Here is an 18,327-nt window from a genome sequence, read left to right as displayed (position 1 = left end):
CCCACACATCGTACACAAGCCAGGCAGGTCAGGACACGATACGTCGGGCCTGCTTGGCTTCTTTTAACGCCTTGCGTTCAGCCCGGATATCTTTGGTGAGCGTCAGCGCGGCCACGATGCCGGCAATCACCCCGCCCAGGTGTCCTTGCCAGGACACACCTGCCTGCGGGAACAATCCCCATACCAGTCCGGCATAGCCGATAATCGTGATCACCGAGATCAGCATGGCCCAGAATTTACGGACCAAGATGCCGTAGATCATCAAGAACGCGGCATAACCGTAGATCACCCCGGACGCGCCAGTATGCACCGAGTTGGAACCGCCGATCAGCCACGTGATGACACCGGAAATCAGCCAAATCTGAAGGGTCACCTGACCATACTTGCGCGTGATCACCGCCAGGAGTGTGCCCAGGATGATCCAGGGCACCGTATTGGAGAGCAGATGAGAAAAACTAAAGTGCAGCACCGGAGCGGCGACAATCCCGACCAACCCCTCGAGACTGCGTGGTTGAATACCGGCGGCATTCGATAATGCATACCCGGTGACGGCGTTGATGATCTGCAAAACCCACATGACCGCCAGCGGCACCAAGACCGGGGCCCACGCCCACAGAATGCGACGGGTTAGGGAATTGTCATCGCTGGACTGCTCGCGTGACTCGGCGGATTCATCTGTACGGGAACGAAAAAGGGCCATAACCGGTCCGATCCTTCAGGGGACAACAAAGGGTAGGTGAGTTTCTAGTGTCCAGTCTACTGAGAACTCCCTACCGGTCAGCTGTGGCGAGATACCCACAGGGGGCGCACTCGCGCTCGTGAGACCGCATGTCTCTTCGGTATGCTCGCAACTGTGTTCAGCCTGCTGTCGGAAATGACCTTCTCAGCCCACACCCCGGGGTTCGTGTGGCTGTGCTGTGTCATCGCGATGCTGATCTATGTGGTCAGCTGCATCGTGTTGTTCACGGTTGATGTGCGGCAACACCGGCTACCCAACGGGTGGACTGCGACCTTGGCCATCGGCGCAGTGGCCTTCTTAGGCGTGAGCACGTTGATCGCTCCGCAGGATTCTGTAGCCCATGGCAGACTAGCCACGATGGTCGTGGGCTTGTTCGGATATCCCGCGGTGATGTTTGTGTTGCATCTGATCACCCGGGGTGGCTTGGGCATGGGGGATGTGAAACTTGCCGCCGGGCTGGGCGCCTATACCGGTTTTGTCGGCTGGGAAGCCACGGTGGTGGCGCTAGTGTTGGGCTTCGTGTTGGGTGGCCTCATTTCCCTGGTTGCGGTGGTGTTCACCTCGGCGACCTGGGCCTCACGCATTCCGTTCGGGCCAGCGATGATCCTCGCAGCCACCTTCGCTTTGCTGGGATAAATGTCACCTGGGGCTCCAGAGGCGATGTGTCCTAGCACGAACACCGGTTCTGATCCTAGAGTGGACATCACGTCCACCGACGCCTGTCGGGTCCACTATTCCGATGACCGACTTTTTGGAGGGTTGCCATCATGTCATCAGCTCTTTCTGCTCTGTTCGATGACCTGAAAGACATCGTTGCCCAACGTACTGAGCTCTATCAACACCTGCACCGCAACCCTGAACTGAGTATGCAGGAACACGACACCGCCAACACTATTGACAAAGAGCTCTCCGACCTGGGGTTGGAGACACAGCGTATTGGTGGCACGGGAGTCGTGGCGGTCATCACGAACGGCCCGGGTCCGACCGTGCTGGCCCGGGCAGACATCGACGGACTACCGGTGACCGAGAACACCGGGTTGGATTACACCTCGGAACGTGAGGGCGTGATGCACGCCTGCGGTCACGATATGCATATGGCCACGTTGTTCGGAGCCATCGATGTGCTACTCCAACACCGCGACGCCTGGTCCGGAACCTACATCGCCCTCTTCCAGCCTGGAGAAGAAAAAGCTGCAGGAGCCAAAGCCATGGTTGAAGACGGCTTGGTCGACAAGATCCCGACCCCCGATGTGTGCTTTGGCCAGCACGTGATGGTTTTTGAAGCCGGACATATCGGCGTCGTTGCCGGCCCGGTCATGTCGGCCGCCGATTCGGTGAAGATCACCGTCCACGGTCGAGGCGCCCACGGATCCTTGCCCCAAAACTCCATCGACCCGGTCGTGATCGCCGCGACGATCGTGTTGCGTTTGCAGACCTTGGTCTCGCGGGAGATCTCCCCCTCCGACTTTGGTGTGGTGACCGTCGGCGCGCTCAACGCTGGGTCCAGTGCCATCATCATTCCTGATAAAGCCGAGCTCCGTCTTAATCTGCGCACCTACGACAGTGCGGTGCGTGACAAACTGGTGGCCGGCATCGATCGTATTGTACAGGCCGAATGCGAGGCTGCTGGAGTTGAGAAAGAACCGGAGATTGAATACTACGACCAGTTCCCGCTGACCACCAACGATGAGAGCCTGACCGAGCGAGTGGCTGAGGCCTTTGAGCAGGTCTTTGAGGATGGTCAGGTGTTCCGTAGCGCGCGGGTGCCGGCCTCGGAGGACTTCAACATCATCCCTGATGCCTTCGGAGTGCCGTATCACTACTGGCAACTTGGTGGCACCGACCCGAAGCTATTTCGCTCGAGTCTCGAAAACGGCACGTTGGTCGAAAACATCCCGGTCAACCACTCACCGGGTTTCGCTCCGGTCATCGATCCCACGCTGGAAGCTGGCATCAAGGCGCACCTCGCAGCTGCGTTGACCTATTTGGGACAGGACCAAGCCCCCCAAAGCTAGCGGATCGATCGTGTTCCCCCTCTCGTTCTGAACGTCGTGACGCGGTTATGCTCCATGGCGTGAACTTTACTCCAGAGACGGCCGTTTTGGTCTCACAGATTGTCGTCATGCTACTCGTCGCAACGATGCTGGGCCCTTGGGCCAAACAGGTCTTAGCACCGCGCCGACGCCACCGGAGGCATCGGTGGTTGCAGGTGACCTCGTGGCTGTCCTACTTCTCGAAGGTTTTTGCGCTGTTTGGCTTGCTGATCAACATGCAGGCGGTGTCATTGCTGTTGGTCGCGCTATCCCACATGGGCGTATTTGCTCTCGCACAGCCTGATACCGCCGGGAGGAGACGTCCTCGGCGTGCGCTGATCAGCCAGTAGGAACTCCACAGGCCCCGGAGCAGTAACGCTGTCGCGAACTGTTCGGAGCCTGCGGTGGTCGGTGCGTGGTGATCTTGGGACGATGCTGGTCCCGGGGAGCTTACTCGCCGGGGTGGGTCATCGACATCAAATCCAGGGCCTCGTCGAGCTGTTGTTCGGTAACGTCACCTCGGTCCACATAGCCCAGGGCAATAACGGCTTCACGCACGGTGACCTTTTCGTTCACGGCGTGCTTGGCGATCTTGGCAGCTGCTTCGTAGCCGATCAGCTTATTCAGCGGGGTCACGGTCGACGGGGACGCACCAGCCAAGAAGGCAGCGCGCTCAACGTTGGCCTGAATGCCAGCAATCATCTTCTCCGCCATGACCTTCGCAGAGTTGGTCAGCAGCCGAATGGACTCCAGCAGGTTCGCTGACATGACCGGGATACCCACGTTGAGTTCGAACGCACCGTTGGTAGCAGACAGCGACACAGTGGTGTCGTTACCGATCACCTGCGCGCACACCTGGATGACAGCCTCACAGATCACGGGGTTGACCTTGCCCGGCATGATGGAGGAACCCGGTTGAAGGTCCGGGATCGCGATTTCGCCCAGACCGGTGTTGGGGCCCGATCCCATCCAGCGCAGGTCGTTGTTGATCTTCATCAGCGAGTAGGCGATATTGCGCAACTGTCCAGAGGCCTCCACCAGGCCGTCACGGTTGGCTTGAGCCTCGAAGTGGTTGCGAGCCTCGGTGATGGGCAGACCGGTTTGTTCCACTAAGAGCTCGATCACGCGCTGGGAGAAGCCCTTCGGGGTGTTGATCCCGGTACCGACGGCAGTACCGCCCTGGGGAACCTCGGCTACTCGGGGTAGCGAGGCGTCGATACGCTCGATGGCGTAGCGCACCTGAGCGGCATAGCCACCGAATTCCTGGCCCAAAGTCACCGGGGTGGCATCCATCAGGTGCGTCCGACCGGATTTGACGACCTCGGCGAATTCTTCAGCCTTGGCTTCGAGCGAGCTGGCCAGGGTATCCAAGGCCGGCTTGAGGTCGTTGATCAGCGCTCCGGTAACGGCGACGTGCACCGAGGTGGGGTAGACGTCGTTGGAGGACTGGGAGGCGTTGACGTGGTCGTTGGGGTGAACCTCGGTGTCCGAACCGGTCTCAGCCAGAGCGCGGGTGGCCAGAGTAGCGATGACCTCATTGGTGTTCATGTTTGAGGAGGTTCCGGATCCGGTCTGGAAGACATCGACCGGGAAGTGGCCGTCGTGTTCACCGGCAATGACCTGATCGGCTGCGGCAATGATGGCCTCGGCACGCTCGGCGTCGAGCACACCCAGTTCCTGATTGGTGCGGGCAGCGGCCTTTTTGACCTGCGCCAGGGCGTGAATGTTCTGCGGTTCGATCGGCTTGCCCGAAATCGGGAAGTTCTGCACGGCCCGCTGGGTCTGGGCTCGATACAGCGCGTTGATGGGGACTTGAACCTCACCCATGGTGTCGTGTTCAGTGCGGTACTGTTGCTGGTCGTTGTGCTGTTCGGTCATTGGTTGTGTCCTCTCTGACTGATCTGACGGATGTGACGGATCGAAGGGGGGCCTGGAGTGGGGACGGTGGGGCTTAGGCAGTGACAGGTCCTAGCGTATCGCCGACCTGCACGGTGCCGTCGGCTAGCGAATAGGTCAGGGCCATCACCGCGGTGCGACCGGCTTCCACGGCCTCGGCCACCACCCGGTTGGAGTCAACCAGCCGGTGGACCATCTGGTCGGTGTGTTCTAGCACGGTGCCGTCGACGTCGGTGATGCCGGCCTGGCGGGCCGCCATGACCGATGGCGTGATGCGCTCGACCAAAGAACGCAGAAAGCCACCGGGGACGGTGCCGGACTCATAGGACTCCACGGCGGTGGTGACTGCACCGCAAGAGTCGTGGCCCAGCACCACGATCAGCGGTATATTGAGCACGCCAACACCGAATTCCAATGAACCCAGCACGGCATCGTCGATGACTTGCCCGGCGGTGCGAATCACGAATACATCGCCGAGACCGACATCAAAAATAATCTCGGCAGCCAACCGCGAGTCAGCGCATCCGAAAATGATCGCAATGGGTTCTTGAGAGGTGGCCAGCTCTTGGCGACGGGCAGCATTCTGGTGCGGGTGGGTGACTTGTCCGGAGACGAATCGGGCGTTGCCGTCTTTAAGCGCTTGCCACGCCTGGTCAGGGGTCAGTGTAGCGTTGGCGTCCACGGTGGGGGTATCGGTCATGCGTCAGCCTCCTGGGGCGGGGTAGCAGTGGATGGTGCGGTAGCCGAGGTGTTCTCCACGGCGACCTCACGGTCTTCGATCAATGTTGCGGTCAGCTGCGATAACTGGTCGTCGGGTAGCGAACCTGACACCACGAGGGTGACCGGTTCGGTGGCCTTCGGGTCGGGGACCTCTCCAACTAAGTAGGTGTGTCCATCTTCTGCATAGTAGACCTCGAAGGGATAGTTCCAGATTTCTGTAGCACCCTGGGGCTCGCCACTTTTGACCCGGTCATCAATCCACAACTCTCCAGCCTCAGCCGCCTGATCGACACCAAAAAATTCGTCGTCGTCGCTGGAGTACCCCACCGACCAGTAGGGTGTGTCATCATCGGCAGAGGGATTGTGCCAGCGGGCGTAGTTGGCCGACCAGTCCTCGGGAAGTTCGGGAATGACAGGATCAAAGCTGGCCACACTGCTGGCCTCGGACGCGGTGGCTGCGACGTCAATGTCCAGGTCGTAATTGCCACCTTGGCGCGGGTTAAAAGCGATCACAATACCGACCACGACCAGCGTGATTAACACCGAATAGGCGATTCCCTGAATATTTTGACGCATCCGCTGTGACTGGGATTTCGTGACCCGCGGTTTGGGCGCCTCCATGGGTTGCTCGGATGCCCCAGCGGGGCGGGACTGGTCTTGGCGCTCAGAACTCACCCCTCCATTCTGCCAGCAATGCGGACCGTGGGGTGGCTAGCTTACGACGCGGCGAGTGCGACCGACGGTGGCATCGAGGACGACGGACTACGATGGAAGAACAACTACACGAGCCATCATTCGGCTCACCGAACATGATCCACAGCTGGGAGCACACTATGACGAGCGAAGACATTGGCACCACCGACCCGACACGCCCGGACCGAAACTTGGCAATGGAGCTGGTCCGGGTCACCGAGGCCGCCGCGATTGCTGCCAGTCATTGGGTGGGCTACGGAGATAAGAACCGTGCCGATGGCGCCGCGGTCGACGCGATGCGCGCCTTCATGGACACCGTGAACATGCGTGGCACCGTGGTGATCGGTGAAGGTGAGAAAGATGAAGCCCCGATGCTGTACAACGGCGAAGAGGTCGGCGACGGTTCTGGCGCTGAAGTTGACGTGGCGGTGGACCCCATCGACGGCACCCGGCTGACTGCGATGGGATACAACAACGCGTTGTCGGTGTTTGCCGTGGCAGAGCGGGGTACTATGTTTGACCCCTCGGCAGTGTTCTACATGGAAAAGATGATCGTCGGACCCGAGGCTGCTGAAATGGTGGACTTGCGTCTGCCGGTTAAACAGAACGTGCACCTGCTGTCCAAGGCCCTGGATAAGCCGGTCTCACAACTCAACATCTGCGTATTGGATCGTGGCCGTCACGAGGGTCTTGTGCGAGAAATTCGTGAAGCTGGTGCTCGCGTGAAGTTCATTATGGACGGCGACGTGGCCGGCGGTATCGCCGCGGCCCGGCATAACACCGACGTGGATATGATGCTCGGCATTGGTGGCACCCCGGAAGGCATCATCACTGCGTGCGCGGTGAAGGCCATTGGCGGAATGATTCAGGGCCGGCTAGCTCCCACCGATCAAGCCGAGCGCGAGAAAGCACTTGAATACGGCCATGACCTGGATCGGGTGCTGACCACCAATGATTTGGTGTCATCCGATAACTGCTATTTCGCGGCCACAGGCATCACCGATGGTGACCTGTTGCGTGGTGCTCGGTACTACCGGGACCGGGTTGAGACCCAGTCGATCATCATGCGTTCAACGTCCGGAACGGTGCGCATCGTTGAAGCAGAGCACCGGCTGGATAAGTGGAATAAGTGGGTGCCGGCGCCAGAGCGCTAAACGTGGGCGCTAACTCCGCGCGGTGGGCACGCCAGTGGCAAAGACCGTGGAGTTTGCGGATTGGGCGACCATCGATACCGGGGCTCCGGCTGCGTGGGAAGCGCTGGCGTGCGGGAGCACGGCCGCCTGACCGGGGTTGAGCTCCAGCTGGCGGGTTCCACTGGAGAGCATCACTGACCCGGCGGTGCAGACCAGGATCACCGGCTGGGCGAGGTCCGGGACTAAGACAGTGGCAGGGTCGAGAGTTAAGCTGAGGTTCTCGGTCTCGAAATCAGCGCGAAGTACGCAGAATTCCTCGACCGGTGGGCACAGCGAGCTGAGCGTAATGCCTGTGGCGAGGTCGGTGTTGGCACGTTCATCACGGGGGTAGACCAGTGGTTCACCCACCGGCGCATAGTCGAGCATGGTATCGAGCTGGTCTCGGTCAATATGCTTGCTGGTCAGCCCACCACGCACGACGTTATTCGAGGCAGCCATGACTTCTAGCCCGAGTCCTTCCACATAGGCGTGGAGCTGCTGCGCGGCGAGGAAGATGGCCTGTCCCGGGGCCAGTTGTACCCGGTTCATCAGCAACGTGACCAACACGCCCGGGTCTCGGGGGAAGAAGTCCGCTGCCAAGGCGGCGGTATCGAGGCTTTGGTCATCCCGACGAAGTTGTTCGGCGTGATGGATGACTTGGATCACTCGTTCGACCCACCCGGATTCTGGATCGACCCAGGGTCCGGAAGGGTCCAAGAGCAAGTGTAGGGCTTGCCGGATGTTGCCACCGCTAAGAAGCAAGGAAATCCGGGCCAGGGCTGCTGAGAGGTCGGTGGTGACCTGCTCGTGGTGTTCTGCTTCGGCCTCGGCCAGACGCTGGAAAGAATAGGAGGCCTGCACCGGATCCCGGAAACCACACAGGGCGACGAAATGCGTGAGTGCGATCAGCATCTCAGGTTTGTGCTGATCATCCTGGAAACACCGGCGCGGGTCTGATAGCGCGATACCGGCGGCGTTTTCTCGGGCGAAGCCCTCGCGAGCCTGCTGTTGGTTGGGGTGAGCCTGCAACGACAGGGGCTGGGCGGCTGCCAAGAGCTTTGTAAGAAAGCCAAGCTCTCCGGTGATCTCGGTCAGCGGGACCGTGGGGTGTTCCTGACCTTGCGGGGCTGAGTCGAAAGGATTGAGATCGTGCTCGTCGATGTGCACAGCGGAGATTCCCGACGGGTGTGTGCCGAACCACATCTCAGCTTCGGGTCGCCCGGTGGGTTCGCGGGATTGCAGGTCCGCTAGCAAAGTGACTGAGCCCCAGTCGTAGTCTTTCAGAGTGCCCTGAAGCGCGAAGAACGCAGGCATGGGCTCGGTCTGTGTGTGGGAAGTCATGAAATCACCGGTGTCCTAGTCCCCGGGGTGGCAGTACTGGTTGGTGGAGGAAGCTTCCTCCAGGATCGCGGTTTGTCCGGCATCATCGGCTTGCATCAGAAATTCTTCGGTGAGCGGTTCACCATTGGGTTGCTTGGGCGGTTCTGGCCAGTCCTCGGAGTCTTGCGAGGTGGCGCCACCACGTTCCCGCCCGGTGATCTCATCACCTTCAATATCGGTGGGAATGTGCACCGAGACAGGGGCCAGATGCGTTGCTAGGGGAGTGACATGGGTACCGGTCGCCGCGTTGAGCGGAGTGCCGTCCTCAGCCACAAGGGAACCTACCCGCTGATGAATCTGATCGAAATCAGGATAGGTGGAGAACTGGTCGCCTTGTTCGCCGAAGTCGGGCGCACCAATCGTGAGACGTTTCAAGGGCAACTTCTGTGACTGGGCGCCGAGGTTCAAGAACGTACCCAGCTGTTGACCGGGCAGATCGGTTTCGACGATCTGTTCGCCGGCGCTCAGAATGTCTTGGAATTTCGTCAAGAGTGTTGGCAGATCAAATTGGGCGAGCATCGCCTGTTGGATACATTGCTGACGCCGGATTCGAGAATAGTCCGAAGAGTATTTACGCGATCGTGCATAAGCCAGCGCGTCATCACCGGAGAACGTGTAGGTTCCCGGACCCCACCAGATATTACCCCATTGTCCGGTATCCGGGCGGGTACCGCGGTGAATGACCCAGCCACCGGAGGTCACCGTGACCCCGCCCATGGAATCAATGAGTTGGGCGAAACCGTCCATATCGAGCATGATGTAGCCCTGAACCTCCAGGTTGAGAATGCCGCTGGCCGCATCCTTCATCGCTTCAGCGCCTGGATCGTCAGCGTTGGGGTAGAGGTCGGCGTGATTGTTGGTCACATCGGTGTACAACGCGTTGATGATGCACTCATCGCCACAGTCGAATCCGTTGGGGTAGACGTCCCAGAGCGGAGAACCCTCCCGGAACTGCGCGTTCTGGAAGTTGCGCGGAATGGAGAACAAAATGATCTGACCGGTTTTGGCATTGATGGAGGCGACCGAAATGGAATCGGGCCGTAGACCGGCGCGCCCCTCACCGGCGTCTGCACCCATGACCAGAAAATTATAGCGCCCATCGACCGGGGCCAACGCCGGGCCGGAGGCGAAGATATTGCCGATGGTGGTTCGGGAAGAGTTCACGATCAACGCGGCAGCGAACATGGACCCCGAGGTCAGCAACATCGCCAGGGTGGTCACCACAGCCACGATGGGTTTCATCCCCGGCGCTAAGGCACGTAGGCCAATGATGGAAAAAGTTGAGATCCACAGCACGAGCCACACCAGACCTAAGAAGGTCAGCACGACCACCAAGAGCAGCTGAGCGGAGGGATAGCTGAGGATGTGAAGCAGGAAGCCTCGCGCAAACAGAGCTAAAAGCGCGGTGACCACAATTAACGCCCACACGGCAACAGTCACGCCCAATCCGAAGCGCCCCAATTTTCGACGCCCAGTAATCGACTGCGCGCCACCAGGGACAAAAATGGTCAGCGCGATCATGATGAAAGCGCGTTTGGTGCGTTGTTTCCAAGTCCCAGCAGAGACGTCAACGAGAGCATCGTCGCTGCGATAGCCCTCGAATTGGGCTTCGAAGCGCTCATAGCGTTCACGCCGGGCAGCAGCTGATTCCTTAGCAACTCCGCGTTGAGTAGCGGTAGGGCGGGGAGGGGGAGGCGTCATAGTACTACCGGAGTTTAGTCGTTGGTAACAGACCTACGGTGGTATGTGAGGTGGCGAGTTTAGGTCGTCGCTTGCCCAGCGTTACCAGGACGGTCAGCCAAAGTTGAGCGCAAACGTTGGCCTTTGGCATGAGCCGCATCGCGCAACTCGGCGGCGAAGGTGTGCAGCCGGTCACGCAGAGCTTGTGCTGTCTCGGCATCGTGGTGCGAAGCCCCCAGGATGCGGGCAGCCAGTAATCCGGCGTTGCGTGCTCCGTTGATCGAGACGGTGGCCACCGGAATCCCGGCGGGCATTTGCGCGATGGACAATAATGAGTCTAGCCCTTCTAGGGACTTGAGCTTCACCGGTACGCCAATAACGGGTAGCACCGTGGTCGAGGCCAACATGCCGGGCAGGTGCGCTGCTCCGCCGGCTCCGGCGATCAGCACTTCGAGCCCATTGGCTTCTGCCTGGGTGCCGTATGCGATCATTTCGTGTGGCATCCGGTGTGCGGAAACGACATCGGCCTGATAGCTGACCCCTAGTTCTTCGAGAACTTGGGCCGCCTCCTGCATGACCGGCCAATCTGAGTCCGAACCCATCACCAAGCCCACGCGAGGAGCCGTACCACCGTGTGGTTGCGGTGCTGTGGTTTGGGCGGTGCTGTGCTGTTCAGGATGGTCGGATGAAACCATGAGCCAGAATATCCTTATCTATCCGGAAGTTCGTCTGTTGCCGGCTCGGAGCCGTCGCGGATGATGGCCGCGGTGCGTTCGGCGATGCGACGGGCATCGTCTAAGGAACGCTGCGGGTTCGTCAGGACGTTGACATGGCCCACTTTACGCCCAGGACGTACCGATTTGCCGTAGGCATGGATCTTCGCCTGCGGATAGCGTGTCATCGCAGTATTGAAAGCACCGTAAAGGTCTTCGTTCGCCCCGCCTAGGTAGTTTTTCATCACCGTGAATTCAGCCACCGGCGTGGTTGACCCGAGAGGCAGATCCAGTATCGCGCGTAAGTGCTGTTCGAACTGGCTGGTTGTGGCTCCATCCATGGACCAGTGCCCGGAATTATGGGGCCGCATTGCCAACTCGTTAATCGAGAAACCCGACTCAGAATGGGGGTCCTCGAACATCTCCACAGCCAACATGCCGGTCACGCCCAGTTGCTCGGCAATAGTGACAGCCGCCTGCTGAGCTGCGCTAGCGATGGTCTGGTCAAGGTTCGGGGCCGGTGCGGTCACCAGATCACAGACCTCATTGGTCTGGATGGATTCCACCACCGGGTAGGGGGCGGTTTCTCCGTTGGGCCGACGCGCTACCTGAGCGGAGAGCTCCCGGGTAAATTCCACACAGTCTTCGACCAACAGTGCGTCGAAGGGCAGGTCAAACCAGTTAGCGCTTTCGTGAGCGTCCTCTGCACGGCGAATCAGACGCACACCTTTACCGTCGTAGCCACCGCGCGGGGTCTTTAATATCACCGGGTACCCAATGGACTGCGCTGCGGAAATCAATTCCTCCACGTTGGATACGGCCCTGTATGCCGGTTGTGGCAGGCCTAAGGCCGTCATTTTCCGGCGCATAGCCAATTTGTCTTGGGCATAAAGCAATGCGTCAGGGCCGGGGTGAAGCGCGACACCCTCAGCCTGCAGGGTCCGGAGGTGCTCACTGGGGACATGCTCGTGGTCAAAGGTCAGCACATCCACTGATCCTGCGAAACGTCGCAACGTGTCCAGATCGTGATAATCACCCACGGTGGACCGACAAGCAGCTGTGGTGGCGCTGACGCCCTCAGCTTCAGCAAGAACGTGTAATTCGATTCCTAACTCAATGGCGGGTGGGGCCATCATACGGGCCAACTGTCCGCCGCCAACTACGCCAATCTTCGGAAAACTCACCCTCTTAGGGTACCCACTTCTGGTGCGGTAGCGTGAAATTCAGGAATTTGGCAGGTGAAGGTACTAGAGTATCGACGTTATTCAGCAGCCCACCTTGGCTTCACCTATCGACGCACTCAAACCAAGGAGAGACAAACACGATGTTGTCCAGCCTCTACCAGCGCATTCGAGGTCTGGTGGCCTTGCTGTGGCGCGAGGTTGCCAAATTCGGTGTGGTGGGTGGCATCGGATTCTTTATTGACACCGGTGTGTTTATCTGGCTGATATCAGGACCAATGGAGGGGTCCAACACCAAAGCCAAACTGGTGGCCACTGCGGTGGCCACCGTGTTCTCATGGGTTGCGAACCGCTACTGGACGTTCCGACACCGGCGACAGTCCAACGTGGCGCGTGAGCTGGTGCTCTTCCTGGTGATGAACGCTATCGGTGCGGGTATCCAAGGCGCGTGTGTGTTCATCGCCGACTACCTGTTGGGTGTCAACTCTGCCTTCGGGCTGGTCATCGCCGGTAACGTTATCGGGTTGTTCTTTGGCACCGTTTTCCGGTTCTTTGCCTACCGCTTCTGGGTGTTCAGCGAAACCGTCGAAGCCGACCCCGCCTTTTCCGATGACGAAGTCCTGATCGGCTCGCGCAGCGGAGACACCCCTGCAGACAACGCCAGCACCCCGCAGACGTCCTCGTCTGGTGGAGCCCGCGGGACTAACGGGACAAACGTTGCTCGGCCAGAATCTGATTAACGAGCCTCTGCTCCTCAGGGGCCTGTAGCGAGCTGAGTCCGAGCAACACCACCACCCCGTGGTGGCTCCATGTGTGCAGGATAGCTTCGACCAGCTGGCGTGAGCACCGTAGCCCGTCGGTGGCAATTAGCACCCCACCGGTGACTAACTCCACGCGGGAGCTCAAGCCGGCCTGGGACAACTCCCGCGAGAGAGCAACCGGATCCATGGGGGGTTGCCAGGCGGAAAGGATACTCTGGGGCGGATAAGTCGGCTGATCGGGCTGAGCGAGAACCTCTTGGTCAACCGAGATTAAGGACGGATCGTCGTCGGCGCTAGCACCTACCACAAAGATCTCAGCTGAGGTATCTAACCACCGCTGGGGGCGGTCTGTGATGACCAAATCTGGCTGGTCACCGGTCTCAGTAGACTCACCCAATACGCCATGGTCATTCGGAGCGGGAGATGCCAATGTTACGTGGCGTTGATGGAACAGGGCCCCGAAGACTAAACACGTTGTGAGCCAATCAACCGGTAGGTCAATGACACACGTGTGATGCGGATCGTCGCATCCAGTAGCACTCAACAGGTTCGCGACCTTATGTACCCAGTTCATGACCACCGTTCCTGAGAGTTCGGTGCGAACTGTCTCAGAATTAGCTGAGGAATCAGGGCCCGGATCAGGTGTCGCACTGGTCGCATAATCGACAATGACGGGGGTAGGTCTATGGGCCACTTCGGCGAAAAGATCGTCCTGGTCACCTAGCGGGTCTCCCGGTATAGAGCCGGACGAAAACAACGATGTTATCGATACCACGATCACTGCCCTTTCACGGCAAACACCTTGAGATTTGGTTTCTTCTCACGCCGGATCTGCAGTTAATTGTAACTTGACCTCAGGGAGTTACAACGGTGTAATTAGAGGAAATACGACGTAGAGAAAGTGGCCCTACCGGTCTGATCTACGGCTTGGCGCTACCCGTGCTTCACATCGTTATGGCGGTCAGCTCTGCTGGACGAGCTGTGGTCCTGTTGTGGATAGGTTCCACCTTGCCAGAGCTGTCGGTGACTTCGGGTGAGCCACGCCGTGACCGACGGGTCGGTCATGATGAAAGGAACCTGAAGGTATGGACAACGCACAACGGCAGGAAGAATCCCGCCGCGGCGCACAGCATCGGGGGTCAGCCTCGCGTGCCGTGCCATCAGACTGGTTTCTCGACCCGGCCGATCCAGATGCGGCCGAAGCGATCGAGGCGAGCCTCGACGATCAGGCCACCGCTTTTTTGGCAGCCCACGAAGCTCTCGAGGATCTTGACGAGCAACAACAAGCCGACCTGGAGGCTGGCCAGTCTCATAACGTCACAGCACTGCACTCCGTTCCGACCGCCCCGCAAAAACAGGCGCCTTCCGCAGGGGTACAAAGCATCTGGCTGGGCTTGCCCGGCTTCGGTGACACTGCCGATGACGGCGAGCTGGCCTGGCAGGCCGATGCGCTATGTGCTCAAACCGACCCGGAAGCCTTTTTTCCCGAAAAAGGTGGATCAACGCGCGATGCCAAACGCGTCTGCGCCCAATGCACGGTGCGCCAAGAATGCCTGGACTACGCCCTAGCTCACGATGAACGCTTTGGGATCTGGGGCGGAATGTCAGAACGCGAACGGCGCCGGTTGCGTAAGAAAATGTCCTCGTAGTTCCCATTATCGTGCCTACACCCCACGTCACCGCTGTCGTTTTAGCTCAAACCATCACCGGTGGTCTGCCCGAAACTGTCGCTTCCGTCCTGGGACAGCATCGGGTTCCCGACCAGCTGGTGGTGGTCACCTCGGCAACTGTCGACGCTGAGGAGCTCGACCGTGTCAATGTCTTATGTGTTGATGCGGACATGGACTGGCACCATCTGATCCACCCCGACCCCTCGTCCACGTCGCTGGCGACGGCGTTGCGCAATCTCCCCAAGAACGGCCAGGTAGGAGAACCGGCCGAGCAACAGTCTGATTGGCTGTGGCTGATGACCAACTCGACCGTGGCTCAACCCAACGCGCTGCAAGCGGTACTGAACGAAACGGAAGTCTCGCCTTCGGTGTATATTGCCGGGGCGAAACAGGTCGCCTTTGAGGACCCGCGCCAGCTTCACGACGTGGGTCTGACCGTCTCCACCCGGGGTGAGACCTACACGCTGGTGGAACCCGGTGAATTAGACCAGGGGCAGTACGACGACCGGTCTGATGTCTTTGCCGTCTCGGTGCCCGGCATGCTAGTTCGGGCAGATATCTGGAACAAACTCGACGGTTTTGACCGCCTCAGCCCCGCGCTGTCTCGCGGAGTAGATCTCTGCTGGCGGGCCCGGCTGGCTGGTGGTCGCGTCGTGGTGGTTCCCTCGGCGGTGATCGAGAACTTCGACGACGACCAGATTCTGCAACGAATTGAAGCGATCAACGAAAGTCGCCAGCACCAGGCCGAGCAGGACCAGTCTGACCAAGGGCAATCCGAACAAGACCACGTCGAACAAGACCCCACCTCAACGTCAACGACGACCGTGCCGATGCCCGACAGCCCGGGGGTGGCCGAATACCAAGAGTCGGCAACCTGGTTGCGTATCAAACACTGCCCCGGTGCCACCCTGATTGTGCTGTGGCTGTGGGTGCTGATCTCTAGTTTCGGTATTTTGCTCGGCTCTCTGGTTGTGAAAGCGCCCGGCGTGGGCTTTGACCGTTTCCGCGGGATCTGGCGCGCCGGAAGTCACCCGATCCGGCTGGCTCGCTCCATCTCGCGGGCCTCCGAAACCCGCACAATGAGCCTCTCGGCCGTCGATGACCTCCGGGCAGATCCTGCCGAAATCCGCAACTTCCGCCGTTCGCTGGTCGCAGAAGACGAACCTGAGTTCACCATCGGTGACGGTACCGGCTCCACCAGCGCGCCAGCGCAAGACGAACCCACCGGCGGGCACGACGAATTCGTCGCACTGGCCACCCCCGAGCGCAACTGGGTCGGGCTCGGTGCGGTCGCTTTGCTCCTTGGTTTGGGTGCGCTCAGCCTGATCGGGTTGCGTGCCTTTTTTGGCACACCGGCCCTGAGCGGCGGGTCCTTAGTGCCGGTGACAGCCGGCATCACCGAGCTGATCGACACCGGTTTCGCCGCCTTCGCGCCCGTTGCCGCCGGTGCGTCCGGCTATACGGGTCCCTCCATCTGGATTCTGGTGTTGCTGGCCCTAACCGGCTCGGCCTCCATCGCCGTAACCACCCTAATGATGCTAGCGATGCCACTGTCCGGTATCGCCGCTTGGGCCATGGCTGGGGCGATCACCCGACGCCGGGGCGCCCGCGTGGTGATCGGACTGTTCTGGGGGCTTGCACCCACTTTGTTGATCTCCCTCGGACAGGGCCGGCTCTTCGCTGTTGTGGCCCACCTGCTCTTGCCGTTGCTCGTGCTGGCCGTCATCCGCGCCACCGGTTCCGCCAGGCCCCGCCGGGCGCCGTCACTGATCGGAGCCTCCGCCAACCCCGATGTGAGGACCGTGACCTCTCGCCCCGGATTTGGCGGGGCATTATCCTGGACCGCATCCGGCTGGGTAGCGATCCTGATGGCGCTGATTACCGCCGCTGCACCGGTGTTGCTCCTACCCCTCGTGCTGATCGTGGTCCTGCTGGCATCCTTTGTGGGCACCCGTGGCAAAACGCTGTGGTGGACCCCGCTACTAAGCCTGTTACTGATGGTCCCGGTGCTCTTCACGCAGTGGAATAATCTGCGCGCGATCTTCGCCGATCCCGGTGTACCCCAGGGCTATCTGCCCGCCAACCTTCTGGAACAGCTCCTGGGTTTCCCCGAAGCCCTAGACCCCCACGGCGGAGTCGCCAGCCTGCCCTGGCTGAGTGACTGGTTACCGCAGATCCCGTGGGCCGGGATTATCGTGGCGGTGATCAGCCTGCCGGTGCTACTCTTGGCGATCTGCGGTGCCTTCCACCGTGGTGTCAGCGGTGTCCATGCGCGTGTGGGGTTGCTGATCGCTGCCGCTGGGTTGCTGACCGGTTGGTTGGCGACCACGGTTCCCGTCTCGGTGGATAGTGCGGGAACCCCGGTATTGATATACACCGGCACTGCCGTCTCGTTGACCGGAGTCGGGGTTCTCATGGCCGCCTGTAGCGGACTCGAGGTCCTCATTCGGGCCTCGACCTCTCTTCACGTCATCGCGGTCAGCACCGGATTGGTGACCAGCCTGGTCGCGGCCATGGTGTGGTTGATCCCCTCGGTGGTTCCGCACGACATCTTAGACGATGCCCGCCAAGACGCCGCGACCACGGTCACCTTGGAAACCGCCAACCCAGACCCGAGCTTTGCCGACCTGACCGCCCAACGTCTGATCACCGGTTCCCCAGTGCGCACCCTTCCGGCTACCGCCGCCGATCAGGGCACCTCACCGGTCAACACCCGCACGCTGGTATTAGAACGCACCCATGACGGCATGAACGCCACCCTGGTCACCGGTGCCGGTGCTTCGCTACAGGACTACTACGGAACCTGGACCTCGCGGGCGCTGACCGGGCCCCTCTTCAATCCCGAAGTCGCCACTGCCGATGAGGCCGATGAAACCCTCCGCTCGGTGGCAGCGACTCTGACCTCTGAGTCTGGTGGGGACCCCCGCCAGCAACTAGAAGACCTCGGCGTTGGCTTCGTCGTGCTCCGCGACCCTGATGGGGGAGAGGCTTCCATCGCGTCCTCGGTCGACGCCATCACCGGGCTGGCCCCGGTCGGACTGACCTCAGAAGGATGGCTGTGGCGGGTGAACGCTCGCACCGATGACCAGCAAGACCAAGGTCTCGCCGTGCTGGCCACAGAGTACACCGGTCAGCACAGTAGCGGCGTGAACACCGCAGCGATGCGTATCACCCGCGAGGACGGACAACCGGTCTGGCTGGTGGGCTCCGATGGTCTGGATGGCCAGGCCCAGTTCCCCGAGGTCCTTCCCACCAACCTCACCGAGGACTCCGAGCAACCGTTACGCTTGGCCCTGGCCTACCGCGCCGATCCCGGATGGCACGCCGAGCTTGACGGCGAACCGCTCACTGCCGTTACCGGCGAGAATTCTCGTTGGCACCAGCAGTTTGAGCTACCGGACGACGTGGCCGGCAAACAGCTACGGGTCAGCTACGATCCGGGGCTGTTCACCTGGTATTGGCTGATTCCTGCCGTGGCGCTACTGGCCACGATACTGTTGGCCATCCCCTCGCCGGTCACTCGCCGTCGCCCCAGTGCCCCGTCCTCGCAGGCGGGTCCCGGTCAGACCAACGACCTCGGTCTGTCCGATTCCGAGGACCCCTCCCATGCAACTCCCGCCGATGCCGAGGCCGATGCCTTCGGGTTTGGCCCCGACACGCCTGATGACTCCTGTAGCGGAAGGCAATGA

Annotated in this window: 16 protein-coding genes; 7 read left to right on the top strand and 9 right to left on the bottom strand. The window is 60.4% G+C overall.

Going from position 1 to position 18,327, the window contains the following annotated elements; all coding sequences use genetic code 11:
* Positions 1–28: 28 nt before the first annotated feature.
* Positions 29–700, bottom strand: a complete 672-nt coding sequence (locus tag QDX22_RS05840) for a rhomboid family intramembrane serine protease (protein WP_110101148.1) — start codon at positions 698–700, stop codon at positions 29–31.
* A gap of 141 nt (positions 701–841) precedes the next feature.
* On the opposite strand from QDX22_RS05840, the gene QDX22_RS05835 reads away from it, so the two are divergent.
* From QDX22_RS05835 to QDX22_RS05825, 3 genes are all read left to right on the top strand, one after another.
* The gene (locus QDX22_RS05835) at positions 842–1,375 is read left to right on the top strand and encodes a prepilin peptidase (protein ID WP_110099623.1); all 534 of its coding nucleotides are present in this window, start codon (positions 842–844) and stop codon (positions 1,373–1,375) included.
* Between the two features lie 131 nt (positions 1,376–1,506).
* Complete coding sequence (locus QDX22_RS05830) at positions 1,507–2,754, top strand: amidohydrolase (RefSeq protein WP_279718159.1); 1,248 nt, start codon at positions 1,507–1,509, stop codon at positions 2,752–2,754.
* Between the two features lie 86 nt (positions 2,755–2,840).
* Positions 2,841–3,122, top strand: coding sequence for a hypothetical protein (locus QDX22_RS05825; RefSeq protein ID WP_279718158.1), 282 nt, complete (start codon positions 2,841–2,843; stop codon positions 3,120–3,122).
* A gap of 100 nt (positions 3,123–3,222) precedes the next feature.
* On the opposite strand, the gene QDX22_RS05820 is transcribed toward QDX22_RS05825, so the two are convergent.
* From QDX22_RS05820 to QDX22_RS05810, 3 genes are all read right to left on the bottom strand, one after another.
* Positions 3,223–4,650 (bottom strand): class II fumarate hydratase, encoded by a 1,428-nt coding sequence (locus QDX22_RS05820; RefSeq protein ID WP_279718157.1) that lies wholly within the window; start codon positions 4,648–4,650, stop codon positions 3,223–3,225.
* 73 nt (positions 4,651–4,723) lie between these two features.
* Positions 4,724–5,368, bottom strand: a complete 645-nt coding sequence (locus QDX22_RS05815; protein ID WP_279718156.1) for a carbonic anhydrase — start codon at positions 5,366–5,368, stop codon at positions 4,724–4,726.
* The gene (locus QDX22_RS05810) at positions 5,365–6,063 is read right to left on the bottom strand and encodes a DUF4245 domain-containing protein (RefSeq protein ID WP_279696504.1); all 699 of its coding nucleotides are present in this window, start codon (positions 6,061–6,063) and stop codon (positions 5,365–5,367) included. Before QDX22_RS05810 ends, QDX22_RS05815 begins: the two co-directional genes overlap by 4 nt.
* A gap of 158 nt (positions 6,064–6,221) precedes the next feature.
* Between QDX22_RS05810 and glpX the strand changes: the two genes are divergently transcribed.
* Positions 6,222–7,235: a class II fructose-bisphosphatase gene (gene glpX, locus QDX22_RS05805; protein WP_122549415.1), complete on the top strand. Its 1,014-nt coding sequence runs from the start codon at positions 6,222–6,224 to the stop codon at positions 7,233–7,235.
* A gap of 9 nt (positions 7,236–7,244) precedes the next feature.
* Here glpX and manA read toward each other — a convergent pair whose 3' ends face one another.
* The 4 genes from manA to QDX22_RS05785 all read right to left on the bottom strand — a co-directional run bounded on the left by manA (position 7,245) and on the right by QDX22_RS05785 (position 12,210).
* Positions 7,245–8,594: a mannose-6-phosphate isomerase, class I gene (gene manA / locus QDX22_RS05800; protein WP_279718155.1), complete on the bottom strand. Its 1,350-nt coding sequence runs from the start codon at positions 8,592–8,594 to the stop codon at positions 7,245–7,247.
* Between the two features lie 15 nt (positions 8,595–8,609).
* Positions 8,610–10,334 (bottom strand): LCP family protein, encoded by a 1,725-nt coding sequence (locus tag QDX22_RS05795; protein WP_279696501.1) that lies wholly within the window; start codon positions 10,332–10,334, stop codon positions 8,610–8,612.
* A gap of 59 nt (positions 10,335–10,393) precedes the next feature.
* The gene (purE, locus tag QDX22_RS05790; protein ID WP_279696567.1) at positions 10,394–10,915 is read right to left on the bottom strand and encodes a 5-(carboxyamino)imidazole ribonucleotide mutase; all 522 of its coding nucleotides are present in this window, start codon (positions 10,913–10,915) and stop codon (positions 10,394–10,396) included.
* 107 nt (positions 10,916–11,022) lie between these two features.
* Complete coding sequence (locus QDX22_RS05785) at positions 11,023–12,210, bottom strand: 5-(carboxyamino)imidazole ribonucleotide synthase (protein WP_279718154.1); 1,188 nt, start codon at positions 12,208–12,210, stop codon at positions 11,023–11,025.
* Positions 12,211–12,350: 140 nt separating this feature from the next.
* Here QDX22_RS05785 and QDX22_RS05780 point away from each other — a divergent pair, with 140 nt between their 5' ends.
* Positions 12,351–12,947: a GtrA family protein gene (locus QDX22_RS05780; protein ID WP_110099612.1), complete on the top strand. Its 597-nt coding sequence runs from the start codon at positions 12,351–12,353 to the stop codon at positions 12,945–12,947.
* On the opposite strand, the gene QDX22_RS05775 is transcribed toward QDX22_RS05780, so the two are convergent.
* Entirely contained in the window at positions 12,910–13,542 is a 633-nt protein-coding gene (locus QDX22_RS05775; RefSeq protein WP_279723946.1) for a hypothetical protein, read from the bottom strand. The genes QDX22_RS05780 and QDX22_RS05775 overlap by 38 nt on opposite strands.
* 511 nt (positions 13,543–14,053) lie before the next feature.
* Between QDX22_RS05775 and QDX22_RS05770 the strand changes: the two genes are divergently transcribed.
* The gene (locus QDX22_RS05770) at positions 14,054–14,617 is read left to right on the top strand and encodes a WhiB family transcriptional regulator (RefSeq protein WP_110099610.1); all 564 of its coding nucleotides are present in this window, start codon (positions 14,054–14,056) and stop codon (positions 14,615–14,617) included.
* An 11-nt stretch (positions 14,618–14,628) separates the two neighbouring features.
* On the top strand, positions 14,629–18,327 hold the full coding sequence (locus QDX22_RS05765; protein WP_279718152.1) for a glycosyltransferase: 3,699 nt from the start codon (positions 14,629–14,631) through the stop codon (positions 18,325–18,327).

It is taken from the genome of Auritidibacter ignavus, from assembly GCF_029853775.1.
GTDB classification, from domain to species: domain Bacteria; phylum Actinomycetota; class Actinomycetes; order Actinomycetales; family Micrococcaceae; genus Auritidibacter; species Auritidibacter ignavus.
The sequence above is the reverse complement of the archived record's forward strand: the minus strand, read 5'-3'. Positions and strand labels throughout refer to the sequence as shown.